25 protein-coding genes are annotated in these 20232 nt (G+C 66.6%); 20 read left to right on the forward strand and 5 right to left on the reverse strand.

The features are described 5' to 3' along the window. The 6 genes from dnaK to dapB all read left to right on the forward strand — a co-directional run. A partial coding sequence (gene dnaK, locus ACLP25_RS14300) for a molecular chaperone DnaK (RefSeq protein ID WP_442469852.1) occupies positions 1-1313 on the forward strand: 1313 nt, incomplete at its 5' end. Positions 1314-1727: 414 nt separating this feature from the next. Next, a complete protein-coding gene (gene dnaJ / locus ACLP25_RS14305; RefSeq protein ID WP_442469853.1) occupies positions 1728-2852 on the forward strand; it encodes a molecular chaperone DnaJ in 1125 nt (374 codons plus the stop codon). A gap of 63 nt (positions 2853-2915) precedes the next feature. Beyond that, on the forward strand, positions 2916-3563 hold the full coding sequence (locus ACLP25_RS14310; RefSeq protein ID WP_442469854.1) for a class I SAM-dependent methyltransferase: 648 nt from the start codon (positions 2916-2918) through the stop codon (positions 3561-3563). Beyond that, positions 3560-4279: an orotidine-5'-phosphate decarboxylase gene (gene pyrF / locus ACLP25_RS14315; protein ID WP_442469855.1), complete on the forward strand. Its 720-nt coding sequence runs from the start codon at positions 3560-3562 to the stop codon at positions 4277-4279. The genes ACLP25_RS14310 and pyrF overlap by 4 nt, the downstream gene beginning before the upstream one ends. Positions 4280-4472: 193 nt before the next feature. Then, positions 4473-4760, forward strand: a complete 288-nt coding sequence (locus ACLP25_RS14320; RefSeq protein ID WP_442469856.1) for a DUF1330 domain-containing protein — start codon at positions 4473-4475, stop codon at positions 4758-4760. 18 nt (positions 4761-4778) lie between these two features. Then, positions 4779-5594, forward strand: a complete 816-nt coding sequence (dapB, locus tag ACLP25_RS14325) for a 4-hydroxy-tetrahydrodipicolinate reductase (RefSeq protein ID WP_442469857.1) — start codon at positions 4779-4781, stop codon at positions 5592-5594. A gap of 146 nt (positions 5595-5740) precedes the next feature. On the opposite strand, the gene ACLP25_RS14330 is transcribed toward dapB, so the two are convergent. The 4 genes from ACLP25_RS14330 to ACLP25_RS14345 form a co-directional block, all read right to left on the reverse strand. Next, complete coding sequence (locus tag ACLP25_RS14330; RefSeq protein WP_442469858.1) at positions 5741-6217, reverse strand: hypothetical protein; 477 nt, start codon at positions 6215-6217, stop codon at positions 5741-5743. A 103-nt stretch (positions 6218-6320) separates the two neighbouring features. After that, positions 6321-7088, reverse strand: coding sequence for a Bax inhibitor-1/YccA family protein (locus ACLP25_RS14335; protein ID WP_442469859.1), 768 nt, complete (start codon positions 7086-7088; stop codon positions 6321-6323). 262 nt (positions 7089-7350) lie between these two features. Beyond that, a complete protein-coding gene (locus tag ACLP25_RS14340) occupies positions 7351-8223 on the reverse strand; it encodes an SDR family oxidoreductase (protein ID WP_442469860.1) in 873 nt (290 codons plus the stop codon). Between the two features lie 135 nt (positions 8224-8358). Next, positions 8359-8718 (reverse strand): nuclear transport factor 2 family protein, encoded by a 360-nt coding sequence (locus ACLP25_RS14345; RefSeq protein ID WP_442469861.1) that lies wholly within the window; start codon positions 8716-8718, stop codon positions 8359-8361. A gap of 172 nt (positions 8719-8890) precedes the next feature. Here ACLP25_RS14345 and ACLP25_RS14350 point away from each other — a divergent pair, with 172 nt between their 5' ends. The 14 genes from ACLP25_RS14350 (at position 8891) to ACLP25_RS14415 (ending at position 19746) form a co-directional block, all read left to right on the forward strand. Continuing rightward, positions 8891-9694 carry a helix-turn-helix domain-containing protein gene (locus ACLP25_RS14350; protein WP_442469862.1) on the forward strand — a complete coding sequence of 268 codons (804 nt, stop codon included), beginning with the start codon at positions 8891-8893 and terminating at the stop codon, positions 9692-9694. Between the two features lie 83 nt (positions 9695-9777). Then, positions 9778-10365 (forward strand): imidazoleglycerol-phosphate dehydratase HisB, encoded by a 588-nt coding sequence (gene hisB / locus ACLP25_RS14355; RefSeq protein ID WP_442469863.1) that lies wholly within the window; start codon positions 9778-9780, stop codon positions 10363-10365. Positions 10366-10367: 2 nt separating this feature from the next. Further along, positions 10368-11018: an imidazole glycerol phosphate synthase subunit HisH gene (gene hisH / locus ACLP25_RS14360; RefSeq protein WP_442469864.1), complete on the forward strand. Its 651-nt coding sequence runs from the start codon at positions 10368-10370 to the stop codon at positions 11016-11018. Then, the gene (hisA, locus tag ACLP25_RS14365) at positions 11006-11791 is read left to right on the forward strand and encodes a 1-(5-phosphoribosyl)-5-[(5-phosphoribosylamino)methylideneamino]imidazole-4-carboxamide isomerase (protein ID WP_442469865.1); all 786 of its coding nucleotides are present in this window, start codon (positions 11006-11008) and stop codon (positions 11789-11791) included. The genes hisH and hisA overlap by 13 nt, the downstream gene beginning before the upstream one ends. Next, on the forward strand, positions 11788-12171 hold the full coding sequence (locus ACLP25_RS14370) for a hypothetical protein (protein WP_442469866.1): 384 nt from the start codon (positions 11788-11790) through the stop codon (positions 12169-12171). Before hisA ends, ACLP25_RS14370 begins: the two co-directional genes overlap by 4 nt. Continuing rightward, a complete protein-coding gene (locus ACLP25_RS14375; RefSeq protein WP_442469867.1) occupies positions 12168-12455 on the forward strand; it encodes a hypothetical protein in 288 nt (95 codons plus the stop codon). Before ACLP25_RS14370 ends, ACLP25_RS14375 begins: the two co-directional genes overlap by 4 nt. Continuing rightward, a complete protein-coding gene (gene hisF / locus ACLP25_RS14380) occupies positions 12455-13228 on the forward strand; it encodes an imidazole glycerol phosphate synthase subunit HisF (RefSeq protein WP_442469868.1) in 774 nt (257 codons plus the stop codon). The genes ACLP25_RS14375 and hisF overlap by 1 nt, the downstream gene beginning before the upstream one ends. Before the next feature lie 60 nt (positions 13229-13288). After that, positions 13289-14047, forward strand: a complete 759-nt coding sequence (gene ubiE, locus ACLP25_RS14385) for a bifunctional demethylmenaquinone methyltransferase/2-methoxy-6-polyprenyl-1,4-benzoquinol methylase UbiE (RefSeq protein WP_442469869.1) — start codon at positions 13289-13291, stop codon at positions 14045-14047. Positions 14048-14056: 9 nt separating this feature from the next. Further along, positions 14057-15595: a 2-polyprenylphenol 6-hydroxylase gene (ubiB, locus tag ACLP25_RS14390; protein ID WP_442469876.1), complete on the forward strand. Its 1539-nt coding sequence runs from the start codon at positions 14057-14059 to the stop codon at positions 15593-15595. 174 nt (positions 15596-15769) lie between these two features. Continuing rightward, positions 15770-17011, forward strand: coding sequence for a bifunctional phosphopantothenoylcysteine decarboxylase/phosphopantothenate--cysteine ligase CoaBC (coaBC, locus tag ACLP25_RS14395; RefSeq protein ID WP_442469870.1), 1242 nt, complete (start codon positions 15770-15772; stop codon positions 17009-17011). After that, positions 17008-17472, forward strand: a complete 465-nt coding sequence (gene dut, locus ACLP25_RS14400; protein WP_442469871.1) for a dUTP diphosphatase — start codon at positions 17008-17010, stop codon at positions 17470-17472. Before coaBC ends, dut begins: the two co-directional genes overlap by 4 nt. Position 17473: 1 nt before the next feature. Continuing rightward, positions 17474-17926: an RrF2 family transcriptional regulator gene (locus ACLP25_RS14405; RefSeq protein WP_442469872.1), complete on the forward strand. Its 453-nt coding sequence runs from the start codon at positions 17474-17476 to the stop codon at positions 17924-17926. A gap of 102 nt (positions 17927-18028) precedes the next feature. Next, the gene (cysK, locus tag ACLP25_RS14410) at positions 18029-19003 is read left to right on the forward strand and encodes a cysteine synthase A (RefSeq protein WP_442469873.1); all 975 of its coding nucleotides are present in this window, start codon (positions 18029-18031) and stop codon (positions 19001-19003) included. Positions 19004-19059: 56 nt separating this feature from the next. Beyond that, positions 19060-19746: a DsbA family protein gene (locus tag ACLP25_RS14415; RefSeq protein ID WP_442469874.1), complete on the forward strand. Its 687-nt coding sequence runs from the start codon at positions 19060-19062 to the stop codon at positions 19744-19746. 9 nt (positions 19747-19755) lie between these two features. On the opposite strand, the gene ACLP25_RS14420 is transcribed toward ACLP25_RS14415, so the two are convergent. Beyond that, complete coding sequence (locus ACLP25_RS14420; RefSeq protein WP_442469875.1) at positions 19756-20121, reverse strand: VOC family protein; 366 nt, start codon at positions 20119-20121, stop codon at positions 19756-19758. Positions 20122-20232: the final 111 nt, after the last annotated feature.

Raw genomic sequence — 20232 nt, forward strand, 5'->3', positions numbered from 1 at the left:
TTCTTGAGATCGGGGACGGCGTTTTCGAGGTTAAGTCCACCAACGGCGATACCTTCCTTGGCGGCGAAGACTTCGATATGCGGCTCGTCGATTATCTCGCCAGCGAATTCAAGCGCGAAAACGGCATCGACCTCCGGAAAGACAAGCTTGCCCTGCAGCGGCTTAAGGAGGCCGCCGAGAAGGCCAAGATCGAGCTTTCGAGCGCCCAGCAGACCGAGATCAATTTGCCCTTCATCACCGCCGATGCGAGTGGCCCCAAGCATCTCACCATGAAGCTTACGCGCGCAAAGCTTGAGAGTCTTGTGGACGACCTCGTCCAGAAGACGATTGGGCCGTGCGACGCCGCGCTTCGCGACGCTTCGCTGAAAGCAGCTGAGATCGACGAGGTTGTGCTTGTCGGCGGCATGACGCGCATGCCCAAGATCGTGCAGATCGTCAAAAACTTCTTCGGGAAGGAGCCCCACAAGGGCGTCAACCCGGATGAAGTGGTGGCGCTCGGCGCCGCGATCCAGGCTGGCGTGCTTCAGGGCGACGTGAAGGACGTTCTGCTTCTCGACGTGACCCCGCTCTCGCTCGGCATCGAGACGCTCGGCGGCGTGTTCACGCGGCTCATCGAACGCACCACCACGATCCCGACCAAGAAGAGCCAGGTCTTCTCGACCGCCGAGGACAACCAGACGGCGGTCACGATCCGGGTCTTCCAGGGCGAGCGCGAAATGGCGGCGGACAACAAGCTGCTCGGCCAGTTCGATCTCGTCGGCATTCCGCCGGCCCCACGCGGGATGCCGCAGATCGAGGTGACCTTCGACATCGACGCCAACGGCATCGTCAACGTCACCGCCAAGGACAAGGCGACTAACAAGGAGCAGCAGATCCGCATCCAGGCGTCGGGCGGCTTGAGCGAGTCCGACATCAACCGGATGGTCAAGGACGCCGAGGCCCACGCCGCCGAGGACAAGAAGCGGCGCGAGCTGGTCGACTCCAAGAACCACGCCGAGTCGCTCGCCCACGACGCCGAGAAGGCGCTCAAGGAGTACGGCGACAAGGTCGCGCAATCCGACAAGAGCGCGATCGAGGTCGCGATCGCCGCGGTCCGCACCGCCCTGCAGGGCGAGGACGTCGAAGCCATCAAGGCCCGCTCGAACGACCTCATGCAAGTCCAGATGAAGCTCGGCGAGGCCATGTACAAGGCCCAGCAGGGGGCCGCCGGCGGCGACGCCGGGGCCGCCCCGGGTGGCGGGAACGAGGCGAAGGACGACGTGATCGACGCGGAGTTCCGCGAGGTGGACGACGACAAGAAGAAGTCGGCCTGATCTCGATAGTGCGCTAAAGCTTCAGCCCCGGGCGAAAGCCCGGGGCTGATGTTTTGGGGCCGACGACGGACGGCCCGCCCCCAAAACCTTCGATGAAGCGACGACCGGGCGGGCGGCGCCTCAGCGGCTCAGCGCTCAAGCTTTGCAGCCGATTCGGGACGCCGACCGGCGTTTCCAACCGCGGTTCGGCCGCCGTCCCCGCCGATCCAAAGGGGGCGGCAACCCGCGCGAATCGGACAAAGACCCTCCCGATCATCGCCCTTGATTTCCCTTCGAGCGCCGCCCTCGTGACGACCTCCCGAACTTGCGCTTCCAGGGTTTCCCACCTATCTGCAGGGCTCAGGTTTTTGAAGGGCGAGCGCGCGCAGGACGCCAGGCGTCCTCAGACGCGCGTGCGGAGAGACTCCGGCAGAAATGGCCAAACGCGACTTCTATGAAATCCTCGGCGTCTCGAAGACCGCGACCGAGGTTGAGCTGAAATCCGCGTTCCGCAAGGCGGCGATGGGGTGCCATCCGGACCGGCATCCTGGCGACAAGCAGGCCGAGGCGCGCTTCAAGGAGGTCAACGAGGCCTATCAGACCCTTTCCGACGCGCAGAAGCGGGCGGCCTACGACCGTTACGGCCACGCCGCGTTCGAGCAGGGCGGTCTCGGCGGCATGGGCGACGGCTTCGCCGCGTCGATGTCTGATATTTTCGACGACCTGTTCGGCGACATGATGGGCGGACGGCGCGGACGTCACGGTTCCGGCCGCGAGCGCGGCGCGGACCTGCGCTACAACCTCGAAATCACCCTCGAAGAGGCGTTCCACGGTAAGGCCGCCACGATCAACATGCCGACCTCGGTAGCCTGCGAGTCCTGCTCGGGCTCCGGGGCGCGGGCGGGCTCGAAACCGGCGGTGTGCCGGACCTGCGGCGGACAGGGGCGCGTGCGCGCACAGCAAGGGTTTTTCGCCATCGAGCGCACCTGCCCGACCTGCCACGGGCGCGGCCAGACCATCGACAACCCGTGCGACAAATGCGCGGGCGCCGGCCGCGTGACGCGGGAGCGGACGCTATCGGTGAACGTGCCCGCCGGCGTCGAGGACGGCACACGCATCCGGCTGACCGGCGAGGGCGAGGCGGGCATGCGCGGCGGGCCCGCCGGCGACCTCTATATCTTCCTCTCGGTCAAGCCGCATCCGGTCTTCCAGCGCGATGGGGCCGACCTCTACTGCCGCGTGCCGATCTCCATGGTCCAGGCCGCGCTCGGCGGCGAGTTCACCGTCCACACCCTCGACGGGACCGAGTCCCGGGTCAGCATCCCCGAGGGCGCGCAGTCGGGACGGCAGCTGAGGCTGCGCGGCAAGGGCATGCCGATTTTGCGCTCACGCGACGCCGGCGACCTGTTCGTCCAGCTCAACGTCGAGACGCCGCAAAACCTCACTCGCCGCCAGCGCGAACTCCTCATGGAGTTCGCCCAGGAGTCGTCGCACAGGACCCATCCGGAAAGCGCAGGCTTCTTCGCCAAGATGAAAGAGTTCTTCGAGGGACGAAGCTGACGGCTTCACCCGGGGGCAAGCACAAACGCCCACGTGACGGCGGGGCATCGGCGGGGAGCGGAGATGCATGATCAGAAACGGAAGGCGCGGCTGGGGCTCGGGGACGGCGCCCACTTCCTGAAGTCGCTCATGTCGACGCCGCACCTGACTGGGGCCGTCGCGCCTTCGGGTCGGGCGCTGGCGCGCGCCATGGCCGGCGCGGCCGGACCGCCCGAGCGCGGGCTGGTCGTCGAGCTCGGCCCGGGCACTGGGCCCGTCACCCGGGCGCTCATCGACCGCGGGCTCAACCCTGGCCGCCTCGTGATGGTCGAGTACAATCCCCAGTTCTGCCGCCTGCTGGAGGACCGATTCGCGGGGGCGCGAGTCATCCATGGCGACGCCTACGACCTGCCCCGCACGCTCGCCGCGCTCAACGGCGAGCCGGTCTCCGCTTTTGTCTCGAGCCTGCCGCTGCTCACACGGCCTCAGCAGGAGCGCGAAAAGCTGATGGGCGACGCCTTCGCGCTGATGGGCGCGGACGGCGTGTTCGTCCAGTTCACCTACGGGCTCCTTTCGCCCATTCCGCGCGAGATCTGCGAGGGCCGCTATTCGGCCCATCGCGGCCGGCCGATCTGGGCCAACCTGCCGCCGGCGCGCGTCTGGACCTATCGGCTCGAATCGTCGGCCGGACCCGGCGCTCCGCCGAGGCGCCGCCGCGAGACTCGCGCATGACACCCCTTACGCCCCGCGACCGGCTGATCGTCGCGCTCGACGTGGCCGACGCCGCCGCCGCAGACAAGCTCATAGCGGCAATCGGCGACGCGGCAATCTTCTATAAGATCGGCATGGAGCTCGCCTATGGCGGCGACGGACTGGCGCTCGTGGGCCGTCTCGCCGCGGCCGGCAAGAAGATTTTTCTCGACCTCAAGCTGCACGACATCCCCAATACCGTCGAGAAGGCGACCGAGCAGGCGGCGCGGCGCGGCGCGACGTTCCTCACCGTCCACGCCTATCCGCAGACGATGAAGGCCGCGGTCGCCGGCGCGAGAGGCTCCGGCCTTTCGATTCTCGGCGTGACCGTTCTGACGTCCTTCGACGACGAGGACATGATCGAGGCCGGCTACCGCTTCGGCGTCGTCGAGATGGTGCGACGCCGGGCCGAGCAGGCGCAGGCGCTCGGCGTCCAGGGCCTCGTCGCCAGCGCGGCCGAGGCCAAGGCCGTGCGCGAGGCGGTCGGGGCGGGCATGGTTCTCGTTACGCCCGGCATCCGCCCGGCCGGCGCCGACGCCGGCGACCAGAAGCGCGTTGCGACGCCGGAACGCGCCATCCGCGACGGCGCCGACTATCTCGTGGTCGGCCGGCCGATCACGACGGCGTCCGATCCGCGCGAGGCCGCCGAAGCGATTGTCCAGGAGATCGCCGAGGCCTTGAAGCCGACGTTACGGTAGGCCTTCCGGATGGAAGCCGGTGTTCCGCCTCGGACGGCGACGCTGATCGCCTTCTCTGGGCGTTCCGGAACGGGCAAGTCGACGATCGCGCGGCGGCTGGCCGAACGGATCGGGCTAACGGCCTGACTGGCGCTGCGACTTGCGCGTCGGCTTAAGATGGATAACCTCGGTCAGGACTTGTAACGGAGCCGCCGTGCCCAAGGGCTACGTGATCGCGCGCGTCGACATCGAGGACCCCGAGGCCTACGCGCGCTATGCGGGCGAGGCGACGAAGGTGATCGCCGCCCACGGAGGAAGGGCGTTGGCCCGCGGCGGCCGCTACGAGGCGCTCGAAGGCAAGGCGCGCGCGCGCAACGTCGTGCTCGAATTTGACAGCTACGACGCCGCGCGGGCCTACTACTATTCGGCCGAGTACCAGGCGGCGCGCACGCTGCGCGAAGGCGCTGCGGAGATAGAAATGGTGCTGGTGGAAGGCGCCTGACAGGGAGTTTTACGAGCCATGGGCGAGTTGCGTATCGTCGTCGCGGGCGCTGCGGGCCGGATGGGCCGCATGATCGTGCGGGCGATCCACGAGGCGGACGGGCTGACGCTCGCCGGCGCGCTCGAGCGCGAGAGTTCTCCGTGGCTCGGCCACGATCCGGGTCCGCTGGCCGGTTGCCCGGCGACCGGGCTGACGATCGGGACCGATCCGCTGCCGCTGATGCTGAACGCCGACGCGATCATCGACTTCTCCTCGCCCGCAGCGACCGTCGAGCTTGCGGCGCTCGCGGCGCAGGCGCGCATCGCCGACGTGATCGGCACCACCGGACTCGCCGAGGAGGATCTCGACAAGATTGACGCCGCCGCGCGCCACGCCCCGATCGTCCGCTCGGGCAACATGAGCCTCGGGGTGAACCTGCTCGCCGCCCTGACCCGCCGGGCCGCCGCCGCGCTCGGCGACGAATACGACATCGAGATATTCGAGATGCACCACCGCATGAAGGTCGACGCCCCCTCGGGCACGGCGCTGATGCTCGGCGAAGCGGCCGCGGCCGGACGCGGGATTGCGCTGAAAAGCCATGCCGCGCGCGGGCGCGACGGCGTCACCGGGCAGCGACGCAAGGGCGACATCGGCTTCGCCTCGCTGCGCGGCGGCACGGTGGTCGGCGACCATGAGGTCACATTCGCCGGCGAAGGCGAGCGGCTTGTGCTCGCCCATCACGCCGAGGACCGCATGCTGTTCGCCTATGGCGCGCTGAAGGCGGCGCGATGGGCGCACGGCCGCAAGCCCGGGCTCTATGCCATGGCCGACGTGCTGGGGCTCAAGGATGGGTGAGGCCGCAAACCCTTATCGCGCTCGCAGTTCGTCATTGCGAGGAGCGCAAGCGACGGAGCACTCCAGGGATCGTAGAGCGCCCTACGATCCCTGGATTGCTGCCCCCGAGCTGTGACCCGGGGGTCGCTCGCAATGACGGCGGCGGGTCACTTCGACGCGCGCACTTCCGTGCAGGAGAAGTCGAGCTGGGCCTCCTTCTCGGTCTTGCCGGCGTGGACGACGATCGACAGCGGCGCGCAGGTGGCGTTCTCGAGGTAGATCGCCTTGTGCTCGACTCCGTCGTCGCCGAAGCGGAAGCCCGTGAAGGCCTTGTGTGTGACGAGTTGCTGGCCCGAGTGATTGGTCTGAGTCAGATCGACGGTGGCGGTGGCGTATTTCGGCGAGAAGTTCTTGTCGCCTTCGAAGGTGAAGTCGATCATGACGCCGGTCGCCGTGTCGCCGCCGGGCGCGCCGCCCTTCGGCGCATCGACCAGGGCCGGGGCGCCAACCATATCCTCGGAAAGCTTGCCGGCGCGCTCGAGGAAGACGTAGGCCTTGACGTCGACGATCTTGAGTTCGGCCGCCTGAGCGCTTCCGGCCACAGCAAGCGCCGCGACCCCCGCCGCGAACCGCAACCCGCCCATCGTCCCCTCCTCAGGCGCCAAGTCCCAAGATTCTTTACAAAAAAACCCCGGCCCGCGCAACGCGGACCGGGGCTCCGTGTAAGGTTTCCTTAACGGCCTTGTGTCAGTTGTTCCGATTCGACCCGGTCAGCATCAGGATCGCCTGGAACATGTTGATGAAGTCGAGGTAGAGGCGCAGCGCGCCGTGGATCGACTTCTTCTGGATCGTGTCATACCCGTCGCCGGCGTAGTACATTGACTTGATGGCCTGGGTGTCCCAGGCGGTCAGGCCGGCGAAGACCACCACCGCGAGCAGCGAGATGCCGAACTGCAGGCCGGAGCTGTGCAGGAACAGGTTGAGCAGGCTCGCGATGATCAGGCCGACGACGCCCATCATCATGAACGACCCCATCGCGCTGAGGCTGCGCTGGGTGGTGTAGCCGTAGAGGCTGAGGCTGGCGAAGGCCGCCGCGGTGGCGAAGAACGCGCGCCCAATCGAGGCGCCGGTATAGACGACCAGTAGGGCGGACATCGACAAGCCAATCAACGCCGCGAAGGCGATGAACGCGTTACGCGCCGTCGAGACCGACATCTGGTCGAGCCGCGCGGACAGCCAGAACACCAAAGCGAGCGGCGACAACACGATCAGCCAGCGCAACGGCGACACGTAAATCGCGTGGCCGAAGTCGGTCAGCGCCAAACGTCCGTCGCCGACGGAGACCGTCCCGAACTGGAAAGCGAGCCACGCCGCGAGGCCGGTCACGCCCAGGCCGAGGGTCATGTAGTTGTAGACGCCGATCATGTAGGCGCGCAGGCCCTGATCGACGGCCGCGCCGGACCGTGCGTACCCCGCGCCGGAGCGCGAGTTTGCGTAGCGGTCATAGTCGGACATAGGTGAAACCTCTTGATAAGAGCGCGGCGCTCGCCCGGGGAAATCCTTTGCGTACGCCTCGCGCCATAATATGGCCGTCCGCCCTGTCGCCGCAAGGGCCGAACGCGTTAAGGATATGTAAGGATACGGTGGGAAATCCGTCAGATTCGGGCGATCCGGCAGACGGACATGCTTCCTTGAAAGGCGGAAAGCCGGCGGAGCGACGGACATTCGCCGCGGCGCGCACCCGCCGGGACCCTGTGGAGGGGCGCATGGGCAGGCGTCAGGCGCGCGCCAGCTTTTTCAGGCTCACCGGCGGCGGAGAAGCGTCCGGCACGAAAAAGTCGGGCGCCAAGTCGACGGTCGGGTCGACGCGGTAATGATCGAAGTCCCGCACGCCGTTCTCGAACAAGAAGGTGTCGTCGATCAGGAAATTGCCGGTGAAGGACTTCGAGTCCTTGAGGAAAATCATGTGGGCCGCGTCGGCCAGGATGTCCGGCGTGCGCGACGCGCGCATCATGGCGTCGCCGCCGAGCAGGTTCTTGATCGCCGCGGTCGCGATCGTCGTGCGCGGCCATAGCGCATTGACCGCGATGCGCTGGCGCCGGAGTTCGCCGGCGAGGCCCAGAACGACGAGGCTCATGCCGTACTTCGCCATCGCGTAGGCCGTGCTCGGGGCGAACCACTTCTCCTGCAAGTCGAGCGGCGGCGAAAGCATGAGGATATGCGGATTGGCGGCCTTCTCGAGGTAGGGGACGGCGAGTTTCGACACCATGTAGGTCCCGCGCGCATTGATCTGGTGCATCAGATCGAAGCGCTTCATGTCGGTCGCCTGGGAATTGGTGAGCGAGATGGCGCTGGCGTTGTTGACCACGATGTCGAGGCCGCCGAAAGTCGCCGCGGTCTTCTCCAGCGCGTCGCGCACCTGCGCCTCGTCGCGGACGTCCACGGCGAGCGGCAGCGCCTTGCCGCCGGCCTTCTCGATTTCTTCCGCCGCCGAATGAATGGTGCCGGCTAGCTTGGGATTGGGCTCGGCGGTTTTTGCGGCGATGGCGACGTTGGCGCCGTCGCGCGCCGCCTTAAGCCCGATCGCGAGTCCGATGCCGCGCGACGCGCCGGTGATGAACAGGGTCTTGCCTGAAAGAGTTTCCGCCACGGCCGGCCTCCCCATAATTGTCGAAAGACAATTGCTGGCGCCGGCCGCAGCGCGGGGCAAGCCCGAGCCGGAAAAAAGGTCTTGTCCCGCGCGCGTCCACCTCCCGGCGGGCGGGGACGGCTGTCCGCCGCAGGGCTACTGCGGAACCTTGTCGAGGAAGCCGATCACGTCCTTGATCTTGCCGTCGGCGAGCACGAGGACGTCGCTGCCTTCGATCGGCGCCGCTCCGCCCGCGGGCCCGAGCGTCCAGGCGAGCCGGACGACGCCGTCGTATCCGTTCGCGGTCGGCTTCAAGGCGAACTGGAATCCGGGAAAACGCTCCTGGACGCCGGCAATCAGCGTGTCGATGGCGTCGAGCCCTTCGACCCGGACCTGAGGGTCGCGATAGGCGGCCGAACCCGCCCAGTGGGCGTTGAGCTTTTCTTGACGCGCCGGGGCGCTCCGTTCGTTCCACGCAGCGATGTAGGCTTCGGCGATGGCGACGGGTTCCGTCATTGGCCTTGTCTCCTTTCAGGCCGCGCTCTTCCAGCGGGCCTCGAGCGCGAGTGTGACCGGCCGCCGGCGCCGTCGCGATTGCCTCGGAGGTCATAGCGCGACGGAATCGTTGCCGAACGGATGACCTCAGAGGGAATTGACGAGGCGCGCCGGCGCGCGGAAAAACGGTCTCATGCAGCAGGTTAACTCGCCGATCGGCCGGATGGTGCGCTCCTGGCGGGAGCGCCGGCGCGTCAGCCAGCTTGCGCTCGCGGCCGAGGCGCAGGTGTCGCAGAGGCACCTGAGCTTCATCGAGAGCGGGCGGGCGTCGCCGTCGCGCGAGATGGTGACGCGGCTTGCGAACTCTCTCGACGTGCCCCTGCGCGAGCAGAACGCGCTTCTGCTGGCCGCCGGCTATGCGCCGGTCTATCGCGACCGTCCACTCGACGACCCGGCGCTCCAGCACGCGCGCGCCAGCGTCGAAAGGCTCATTAGGCTGCAGGAGCCGTTCCCGGCGCTCGCGCTCGACCGGGGATGGAACGTCGTCGCCGCGAACGCCGCCGTTCCCCTTCTTCTCGCGGGCGTCGATCCGGAGCTTCTGAAGCCGCCGCAGAACGTGATCCGGCTGAGCCTCCATCCCCGCGGCCTTGCGCCGCTGATCGTCAACTTCGGCGAGTGGCGCGCGCATCTGATCGAGCGCCTGCGCCGACAGTTGCGGCTGTCGGGCGACCCCGCCATCGGCTCGCTGATCGCCGAGGCCGAGGCGTATCCTGCGCGGACGACGCACCGGGAGAGGAGCGCCGAACTGGTCCGCCCGGACGACGTCGCCGTCCTGCTCAAGCTGCGCTCGCAGGCGGGCGTCCTGTCGTTCCTGAGCACGGTCACCGTGTTCGGAACGGCGGTCGACGTCACGCTGGCCGAGCTTTCGATCGAGTGTTTCTATCCGGCCGACGACGAAACCGGCCGAACGCTGCGGGCGTTCTCGGGGGCGGGCTAAAGCGCCGCAGCAACTTGCGGGTGGTCAAGCGCTTTCCGGCTTGCTATCACCGCGCACCACCCGTTTGAGGCCGCAGCATTTCCATGCGCAAGGGCGCAGTCGCACGAAAGACCAAGGAAACCAGCATCGAGGTCGCGCTCGACCTCGACGGAACCGGCGTGTCCGACATTTCGACCGGGGTCGGCTTTTTCGACCACATGCTCGACCAGCTCGCCCGTCATTCGCTGATCGACATGACCGTTCGCGCGGAGGGCGACCGCCACGTCGACGATCACCATACGGTCGAGGACGTCGGGATCGCGCTCGGGCAGGCGCTCGCCCAGGCGCTCGGCGACAAGAAGGGGCTGACGCGCTACGCCGACTGCGTTTTGCCGATGGACGAGACACTGACCCGCGTCGCCGTCGACGTGTCGGGCCGGCCGTTCCTGGTCTTCCGCACCGAGTTTCCGACCGAGAAGATCGGCGAATTCGACACGCAGCTGGTGCGCGAGTTCTTTCAGGCCTTCGCCGGCAATGGCGGCCTGACCCTGCATCTCGAGACGCTTTACGGGACCAACAGCCACCACATCGCTGAATCGTGCTTCAAGGGTGTGGCGCGCGCGCTGAAGAGCGCCGTCGCCATCGACCCGCGCCAGGCGGGCGCCGTGCCGTCGACCAAAGGCGCGCTTTAGCCATGACCGTCGCCATCATCGACTACGGTTCGGGCAATCTGCACTCGGCGCAGAAGGCCTTCGAGCGCGCCGCGCGCGAGGCGGGGCTCGACCGTGAGGTCAAGGTCACCGCCCGCCCCGAGGACGTCCTCGCGGCAGGGCATGTCGTGCTGCCGGGCGTCGGCGCCTTCGCCGACTGCCGGCGCGGCCTCGACTCCGTGCCCGGCATGGTCGAGGCGCTGACGCAGGCGGTGCGCAGAGAGGGCAAGCCCTTCCTCGGCATCTGCGTCGGCGCGCAACTGCTCGCGACCCGCGGCCTGGAATACGAAGTCGTTTTCGGCCTGGACTGGATTGCCGGCGACGTCGCGCCGATCAAGCCGGACGACCCGTCGCTGAAGATTCCCCACATGGGCTGGAACACCCTCGACCTGAAACGCGAGCACCCGGTTCTCGACGGGATCCGGACCGGCCGCGACGGCCTGCACGCCTATTTCGTCCATTCCTTTCAGCTTTACGCCGACAATCCCGCCGACGTGGTCGCCACCGCCGATTACGGCGCCCCGGTGACGGCGATCGTGGCGCGCGACAATATCGTCGGCACCCAGTTTCATCCCGAAAAGAGCCAGACGCTCGGCCTGATGCTGATCGCCAACTTCCTGAAGTGGCGCCCGTGATCCTTTTTCCCGCGATCGATCTGAAGAATGGAGAGTGCGTCCGGCTGCTGCGCGGCGACATGACGCAGGCGACGGTGTTCAATACAGACCCCGCCGCGCAGGCGCGCGCCTTCGCCGAGCAGGGGTTCGACTACCTGCACGTCGTCGACCTCGACGGCGCTTTCGCCGGCAAGCCGGTCAACGCCGAGGCGGTCCGGCGCATCCTTTCCGGCCTCACCATGAAGATGCAGCTCGGCGGCGGCGTGCGCGACCTGAAGACGGTGCGCGGCTGGCTCGAGGCAGGGGTGACCCGGGTGATCATCGGCACAGCAGCCGTGGGCGATCCCGGATTCGTGCGCGAGGCGGCGCGGCTCTATCCCGACCGGATCGCCGTCGGAATCGACGCCCGCGGGGGCCGCGTCGCGGTCGAGGGCTGGGCGAAGACCTCCAACGTCTCGGCGCTCGACCTCGGGCGGCGGTTCGAGGACGCGGGCGTGGCGGCGATCATTTATACCGACATCGCCCGCGACGGCGCGCTCCAGGGGCTCAACATCGCAAGCACCGTCGCGCTCGCCGAGGGGCTCTCCATTCCCGTCATCGCCTCCGGCGGGCTCGCTTCGATCGAGGACGTGCGCAGGCTGACCGAACCCGACTGCGCAAAACTCGCAGGCGCCATCGCCGGCCGTGCGCTTTACGACGGCCGTCTCGATCCGCGCGAGGCGCTGGCGCTGCTGCGCGTGGTCCGCCTGCCGAGCGGAGAGGGGACGCTTAAGAGCGCCAAGGAAAACACGTGAGGCTGGACGACTTTGTCAGGGCGGCGACGTCTCGAGTCGAGACCGTCCGGGTCGTTCGCACCGCGATCAATCCGTTGCTGTGGCTGGCGGGGATTGGAACGCCTCTGGCGTTCGTGCTGGCGCTCGTGGCCGGCGAGAATTGGCTTCGGGTGGCGCTGTTCGCAACGGGCGCCCTCTTGTTGGCGGCCACAGTCGTGGCCTACTTTATATTGCTGTTTCGCGACCCCGATCGGCTGCAGTCGGAGGAATATCGCCTTCGCCAGCGCGAACTGACGATGATCTACGGAAAAGGGGCCAACGCCGAGGTCGTCGACCCGGCCCGCGAGACCGCCGGCGTTAAGAGCTTGCCGGGCGGGTTCGACGATGGAGGTAAGACGTGAGAAGGCACTTGCTTGTGTTCGACGACGGCAGCGGCAAGGAACTTGATCTTCAGAGTTTCGTCGATTCGCTCGACGCAGGCGCTCGAATGTACACGATGGACGGACACGTTTGCTTCCTTACGAGCGCGCTCTCCGCGTCGGAAGTCTCGGATCGATTCCTCAAGCTGGCCGGTTCGCGTCTGTTTTTCGTGACAGACGTCACCTCGTCTCCCTGCGCCGGAAGAATGTTCGGCTCTTTCTGGGACTTCATGAAGTCTCCCGCGCTACAGTCCGCAGCCGAGTGATGCTCAAAGTCCGCGTCATCCCCTGCCTCGACGTTAAGGACGGCCGCGTCGTCAAGGGCGTCAACTTCGTCAACCTCCGCGACGCCGGCGACCCGGTCGAGAGCGCCATCGCCTACGACCGAGCAGGCGCGGACGAGCTTTGCTTCCTCGACATCACCGCGAGCCACGAGGACCGCGGCATTCTGCTCGACGTCGTGCGGCGCACGGCCGAGGTGTGCTTCATGCCGCTGACGGTGGGGGGCGGCGTGCGCACCACCGACGATATCCGCAACCTTCTGCTCGCCGGCGCCGACAAGGCCTCGATCAATTCGGCTGCGGTCGCCGACCGTCAGTTTGTTCGCATCGCCGCGGAAAAATTCGGCAGCCAGTGCGTGGTGGTCGCCATCGACGCCAAGCGCGTATCGGCCGAAGGCGAGCCCGCGCGGTGGGAGATCTTCACCCACGGCGGGCGCCGACCGACCGGGATCGACGCCGTCGCCTACGCTGAGGAGGTGACGGAACTCGGCGCCGGCGAGATCCTGCTGACCTCGATGGACCGGGACGGCTCCAAGATCGGCTTCGACCTCGAACTCACCCGGGCGATCGCCGACGCAGTGGCGATCCCCGTGATCGCCTCGGGGGGCGTCGGCAATCTCGACCACCTCGTCGACGGGGTGATCGAGGGCCATGCGAGCGCGGTCCTCGCCGCTTCGATTTTCCATTTCGGCGAATACACGATCCGCGAGGCCAAGGCGCGGATGGCGGCGGCCGGCATTCCCGTCCGGATGGACTGAGCCGGTGTACGCTCGCCGCCGGGCGCGCTAGAACGCGGCGGCCTCCACGGAGACTTTCAGATGTCCACGAGCCCCGAGCATACGCATTTCGGCGAGCGCCAAGTGCGCCTGGACGAAAAGCAGGGTCTGGTGGACGCGGTGTTTCACAAGGTCGCCGACCGCTACGACGTGATGAACGACCTGATGTCGTTCGGCCTGCATCGGGTGTGGAAGGACATTCTGGCGGCCAAGGTCCACCCCTCGGTCTCGCGCCCCTTCGCCCATCTCGATGTGGCCGGCGGCACGGGCGACGTCGCCTTCCGGATCGCCCGCGCCGGGGGCCGCGAGACGCGCGTGACGGTCGCCGACATCAACGCCAACATGCTGCGCGTCGGCGCCGATCGCGCCCGCAAGCGCGGTCTCGCCGAGCGGGTGACCTTCGTCGAGGCCAACGCCGAGGAACTGCCGTTCAACGACGGCGAATTCGACGCCTATACAATCGCCTTCGGCATCCGCAACGTGCCGCGGATCGAGAGGGCGCTCGCCGAGGCGTTTCGCGTGCTCCGGCGCGGCGGACGGTTTCTCTGTCTCGAGTTTTCGCATGTCGACCTGCCGGTCCTCGACCGCGCGTACGACGCCTATTCCTTCGCCGCCATCCCGGCGATGGGCAAGGTGGTGGCGGGCGACGGCGCGTCCTACCGCTACCTGGTCGAATCGATCCGCAAGTTTCCGTCCGCCGAATTGTTCGCCGACATGATCGCGGATGCGGGCTTCTCGCGCGTGGACGCCATGAAGCTCAGCGGCGGGGTGGTCGCCATCCACTCGGGCTGGAAGCTCTGATTCATGTCGATCTTCGCCGCGGTCGGACACGGGCTCAGGCTCGCGCGCGCGGGCTTCGTGTTTGCGCGCGAGGGCGCGTTCGTCGACGTCGACCCGGCTCTTCTGCCGCCGGGCGCACGACTGCCGCTGGCGCTCGCCAACATGATCGCGAAACGCGACGTGCACGGTCTCACCGGGCTGTCGCGCGCCATCGACCGGCTCGGGCCCTCGTACGTCAAGATGGGGCAGTTCCTGTCGACCCGGCCCGACATCGTTGGAACCAAGGTCGCCCTGGAGCTCGAGAGCCTGCAGGACCGGGTGACGCCGATGAGCCGGCAGGCGGCGATCGCCATCATCGAAGGCGCCTTCGGCGCAAAGATCGGCGCATTGTTCGAGGACTTCGGCGAACCGGTCGCCGCGGCCTCCATCGCGCAGGTCCATCGCGCCTCGGTGGCGACGCCGGAAGGGTCCCGTCCGGTCGCGGTGAAGGTGCTGCGCGGAGGCGTCGACAAACGCTTCGCCCGGGATCTCGCCGACATGTTCTTCGCTGCGCGGCTGGCCGAGCGCGTCCTTCCGGAGATGCGGCGCCTGCGCATGGTCCAGATCGTCGAGACGCTGGCGCGTTCCGTTCGGATGGAGATGGATTTCCGCCTCGAGGCGGCGGCCGCGTCGGAGTTCGCCGAAAATTCGAAGGATGACCCGGATATCCGGGCGCCCACGATCGACTGGGACCGCACCACGCGCGAAGTGATGACGATGGAGTGGGTCGACGGGATCCCGCTCACCGACCGGGAGCGTCTCGAGGCGCTCGGTCTCGACCCCAAAGCGCTCGCGCGCGCGCTTATCCAGACTTTCCTCCGCCATGCATTGCGCGACGGCTTTTTTCATGCCGACATGCATCAGGGGAATTTCTTCGTCGACGCGGCGGGACGGATCGTCGCCGTCGATTTCGGCATCATGGGCCGGCTTGGTCGGAAGGAGCGTCGCTTCCTCGCCGAGATCCTGTTCGGTTTCATCCGGCGCGACTATCAGCGGGTCGCCGAAGTCCATTTCGAGGCCGGCTACGTGCCGAACGTCCATCGCGTCGAGGATTTCGCCCAGGCGATCCGGGCCATCGGCGAGCCGATTCATTCGCGCACCGCCGACCAGATTTCGATGGCGAAACTCCTCACGCTTCTGTTCGAAGTGACGGCGTTGTTCGACATGACGACACGGGTCGAACTCGTCATGCTGCAGAAAACCATGGTCGTCGTCGAAGGGGTGGCGCGCAAGCTCGATCCGCAGTTGAACATGTGGTCGACGTCGGAGCCGGTTGTCGGCACGTGGATCATGGAGAACCTGGGCCCCAAAGGACGCATGGAGGACGCGGGTCGGGGCGCCGCCGCGCTCGTCGCGCTCGTCGCCGAGGCGCCGCGCCACCTGGAGCAGATCGCCGCGAAACTGGAGATCCTGGCCGCCGACGCGCTTGTGAAGCGGTTCGAGCGAAGTGAGCTGGGACGGCTATGCTATATTTTAATTGGGGTTTTGCTCACATTTTTGTTATTTGCATTGATTCGGTGGGTTTTGTAGCTACGGCGCACCGCCGGGTGATTCAGGCCATGGCGCCTAAGGCGACCGCCCCTCCGCGGGCGCGGTTCATGCTTGCGGAAGAGGCCCCTCTGGCCTTTATTTCGTACAGTTTGGCTGCGAGAAAGTCCTCACATGCGTACGAACTGTGTTAAATTGAAGGGCGGCTAGACGGCGATGACGCCTATTCCGATATCCGCCGCCCGGGTGCTGCTGATCATCGGCGGCGGAATCGCGGCCTATAAGTCCCTGGAACTCATCCGACGCCTGCGGGACCAGGGCGCATCGGTCCAGGTTGTGATGACGGCGTCCGCGCGCGAATTCATTACGCCGCTGTCCGCCTCCACCCTCAGCGGCCAGCCGGTCCGCCACGACCTCTTCAGCCTCACCGACGAGGCGCTGATCGGCCATATCGAGCTCTCCCGTTCGGCAGATCTCGTGGTCGTCGCCCCGGCGACCGCAAATCTCCTGGCTCGCATGACGGGAGGGCTCGCGGACGATCTGGCCACGACCCTTCTCCTGGCGACCGACAAACGGGTGCTCGTCGCGCCGGCGATGAACGTCAGGATGTGGCTTCATCCGGCGACCCAAAGGAATATCGATCAGCTGAAGGCCGACGGCGTCGCCTTCGTCGGCCCGGACGAGGGGCCGATGGCCTGCGGCGAATACGGACCCGGGCGGATGGCCGAGCCGACGGCGATCGTCGAGGCGATCGAGGCCGCGCTCGCGAGACCGGGGGATTCGCAGGATTTCGACGGGGTAGCGCTGTCTGGACGCCACGTTATCGTCACCTCCGGGCCGACCTACGAGCCGATTGATCCCGTGCGGTTCATCGGAAACCGGTCGTCAGGCCGCCAGGGCCATGCAATTGCGCAGGCCGCAGTTGGCGCGGGCGCAAAGGTTACGCTGATAACCGGGCCGGTTGCGGTGCCCGACCCACCGGGCGTAACGGTCGTTCGCGTTGAAACTGCACGCGAAATGCAGGCCGCGGTTGAGGCCGCGCTGCCCGCCGACGCTTTCATAAGCGCCGCCGCAGTCGCCGATTGGCGAGTCGACCGTGTCGAAACCGAAAAGATCAAGAAAGGCGAGTACGGAGCGCCGACGCTCCATCTCGTCGAAAATCCCGATATACTTGCGGGGGTCTCGAAGAAGACCAGCCAAAGACCGTCCGTGGTCATTGGTTTCGCAGCCGAAACCGAACAGGTCGTCGCCCATGCCAAGACGAAATTACGACGCAAGGGTTGTGATCTCATCATCGCGAATAGTGTCGCGAAAGGAACCACAACTTTCGGTGGAGATTCCAATGAGGTGCTGGTGATCAGCGCCGATGGGATCGAGTCCTGGCCGGCGATGACCAAAATTTCCGTCGCCGAACGGATTGTCGCACGTCTGGCGACGGAACTGGCGAAGCGCCCGTGATTTCCGTTGTTTACATACAGCTGCCGCACGGCGAGGGCTTGCAATTGCCGGCGTATAAGAGTGAAGATGCCGCCGGGATGGATCTTCTGGCCGCATTGCCAGCCGAAGGTGAGGTCGTCCTCGTCCCTGGCGCTCGAGCGTTGATTCCGACCGGATTAGCGATTGAGTTGCCCAAGGGTTTTGAAGCGCAGATCCGTCCCCGTTCGGGGCTGGCTATGCATGAGGGTGTAACCGTCCTCAATAGTCCGGGGACGGTCGACGCTGATTATCGAGGAGAGATCGGCGTCATTCTCGTCAATTTTGGAAGCAAGCCTTTTATCGTTCGACGGGGGGCGCGCATTGCGCAACTCGTCGTTTGTCCTGTGGAACGTATCGCCCTGATTGCGGGCGAGCGGCTCACTGCGAGCGGCCGGGGCCCGAATGGTTTCGGCTCGACCGGTCGCTCATCGGAGGAGAATTGAAATGAACCTGCTATCGCGACGGAGCGTTCTCGCCATCGCCGCCGTTGTCGATGTCGCGCTGCATTCTCGGTCCGCGCCGGTTGCGGCGAAGGCCTTGGCGGCGCGCCACAAATTGCCCCCCCGCCACCTGGAGACTTTGCTCCAGGGGCTCGTTCACGCCAAAATTCTCAAAGGCGTGCGCGGACCGCGGGGCGGCTACGAGCTGGCTCGCGAGCGCCGGCGCATCACCGTCGGTGAAATTGTCCGCACCGCCATGTCGTTGAGCACTGCCGATCCGGACGATCTGGGCGCGAACTCGCTCCTTCTCGAGCGCGTCATCGACCCGACCGTCAAGAAGGCGGGCGAAACCTTTCTCGCCAATCTCGACGCGATCACGGTCGAGAACATGTGCGAGACGGCCGAGCATGCCCATGTGCTCGACGACGAGAAGACCGCGGGCGATTTTGCTATCTAGCGGCGATATAGCCGGCGTTATATAGAACGGCTTCGGATAAACGAGGTCGTCGGACCCTGCCGCTTCGGCGCCGGCCCGGCGATGCGTACGGAGAAGCGCGCGATGACGACAAACGCAGCCGCCGGTCGAAAACCGGGCCGGGGGAAGTTTTACGCCTCGATCACCGAAACGATCGGGGACACTCCGCTTGTCGCGCTCGATCGCCTCGCCAAGGAGAAGGGCGTCGTCGCGCGTCTCCTGGGCAAGCTCGAATTCTTCAATCCGATCGGCAGCGTGAAGGACCGCATCGGCGTGGCGATGATCGACGCGCTCGAGGCGCAGGGCAGGATCGCCCCCGGCCGGGGCGTGCTGGTCGAGCCGACCTCGGGCAATACCGGCATCGCGCTCGCCTTCGTGGCCGCGGCGCGCGGCTACAAGCTCATGCTGGTCATGCCGGAGTCGATGTCGATCGAGCGCCGCAAGATGCTTGCGCTGCTGGGCGCCGAGTTGGTGCTCACGCCGGCCGCGCAGGGCATGAAGGGCGCGATCGCCAAGGCCAACGAGATCGTCGCGACGACCCCGGGCGCGATCATTCCGCAACAGTTCGAAAATCCGGCCAACCCGGAAATCCATCGCCAAACGACCGCCGAGGAGATCTGGAACGACACCCAAGGCGCCGTCGACATCGTGGTTGCCGGCGTCGGCACGGGCGGGACGGTCACAGGCGTCGGTCAGGTGCTGAAGAAATACAAGCCAGAGGTGCGGATCATCGCGGTCGAGCCGGAAGATTCGCCGGTGCTGTCGGGCGGCGCCCCGGGGCCGCACAAGATCCAGGGAATCGGGGCGGGCTTCGCGCCCCCCGTCCTCGATCGCAGCATCATCGACGAGATCGTAGCCGTCGGAAACCAGACGGCCTTCGACACGGCGCGGCTGACGGCGCGGCTTGAAGGCATCCCGGTCGGCATCTCGTCCGGCGCGGCGATCGCGGCCGCTATCGACGTCGGCCGCCGTCCCGAGAACGCCGGCAAGACGATCGTGATCGTCATCCCATCCTTCGCCGAGCGCTACCTTTCGACCGCCCTGTTCGAGGGGTTGTGAAAGAAGCGCGGCGCCCGGGCGGCCTCGTGACGAAATGAATATCTTCGAATGTCGTGATGGGCGATAAAGACCGCGCCGGCGCGGAATGGCGTCCCTCCGGCAGGACGGGGGTGTTCGTGGATCGCAGGCGTTTTCTTTCGGCGCTGTCGCTCGCCGGCGCATCGTTCCTGACCGGCGCAACGGGGTCAGGGGCCGCCGAACCGAACCCGCTCGACATTCACGCAATCCTGGACGATCCCGACGCTCCCGTCGGCGGAAATCCGGACGGCGACGTCACGATCGTCGCCTATGTCGACTACAACTGCCCGTTCTGCAAACGGTCGGAGCCCGACCTCCAGCGGTTCGTCTCGACCGACGGGCAGATCCGGCTCGTCTACAAGGACTGGCCGATTCTGGCGAAAAGCTCGGTCACTGGCGCTCGACTCGCGCTCGCCGCCAAATATCAGGGAAAATACCAAGCCGCGCACGCCGCCCTAATGGCCCTGCACGGGCGAAGCTCGGACGCCGTCATGCGTAGCGCGGTGGCCACGGCGGGGGTCGACGGGGCGCAACTCGAGAAGGACCTCGACGCCCACGGCGAGGCGATCATGGATCTCATCCGGCGCAACGCGGCGCAGGCGGACGCGCTCCACGTTCAGGGCACGCCCGTCTACCTCATCGGGCCGTACATCGCAGCGGCGGCGCTGACCTACGACGAGTTCGCTGACGCCGTGGCCAAGTTCCGGGCGCATATGGGCAAGTGAGATCGGCGATCAGCCTACGGGAGCGAACACCCGCAGGCGCTGGCCGTCCGGGTCGACCGCGACGAAGGTGTAGCCGAAGTCCATCGCCGTCGGTTCGAGCGCGATTGTGACGCCCTTCGCCCGCCACGCGGCGCAGAGCGCGTCGACCTCGGCGTTGTTTTCAGCCGTGAAAGCGATCTCGCCGCCGCCCGCCGCGGTTGCTGGCGGCCTGACGCCGTCGCGCTTCCATAGGCCCAGCATCAGGCCCGGGGCGGCCGGCAGCATGGCGAACGCAGGCGACGATTCGACCGCGGCGCGCCCGAGGATCGAAGCGTAGAAGGCTTCGCTTCGGGCGACGTCGTCGACGTAGACGATAACAAAACTGACGTTGGACATGGAACCCACTCCTTTTGAACGGAGCGATCCCTAACGCACGGGACGTCTTGCGCATAAAGCACATCATGCAGCTTGGGTTGGGAATGTGAGCTTCAAGTGGTTTGATTTGGC

Origin of the sequence: Roseiarcus sp. (genome assembly GCF_052145395.1) — a bacterium.
Lineage (GTDB): Bacteria > Pseudomonadota > Alphaproteobacteria > Rhizobiales > Beijerinckiaceae > Roseiarcus.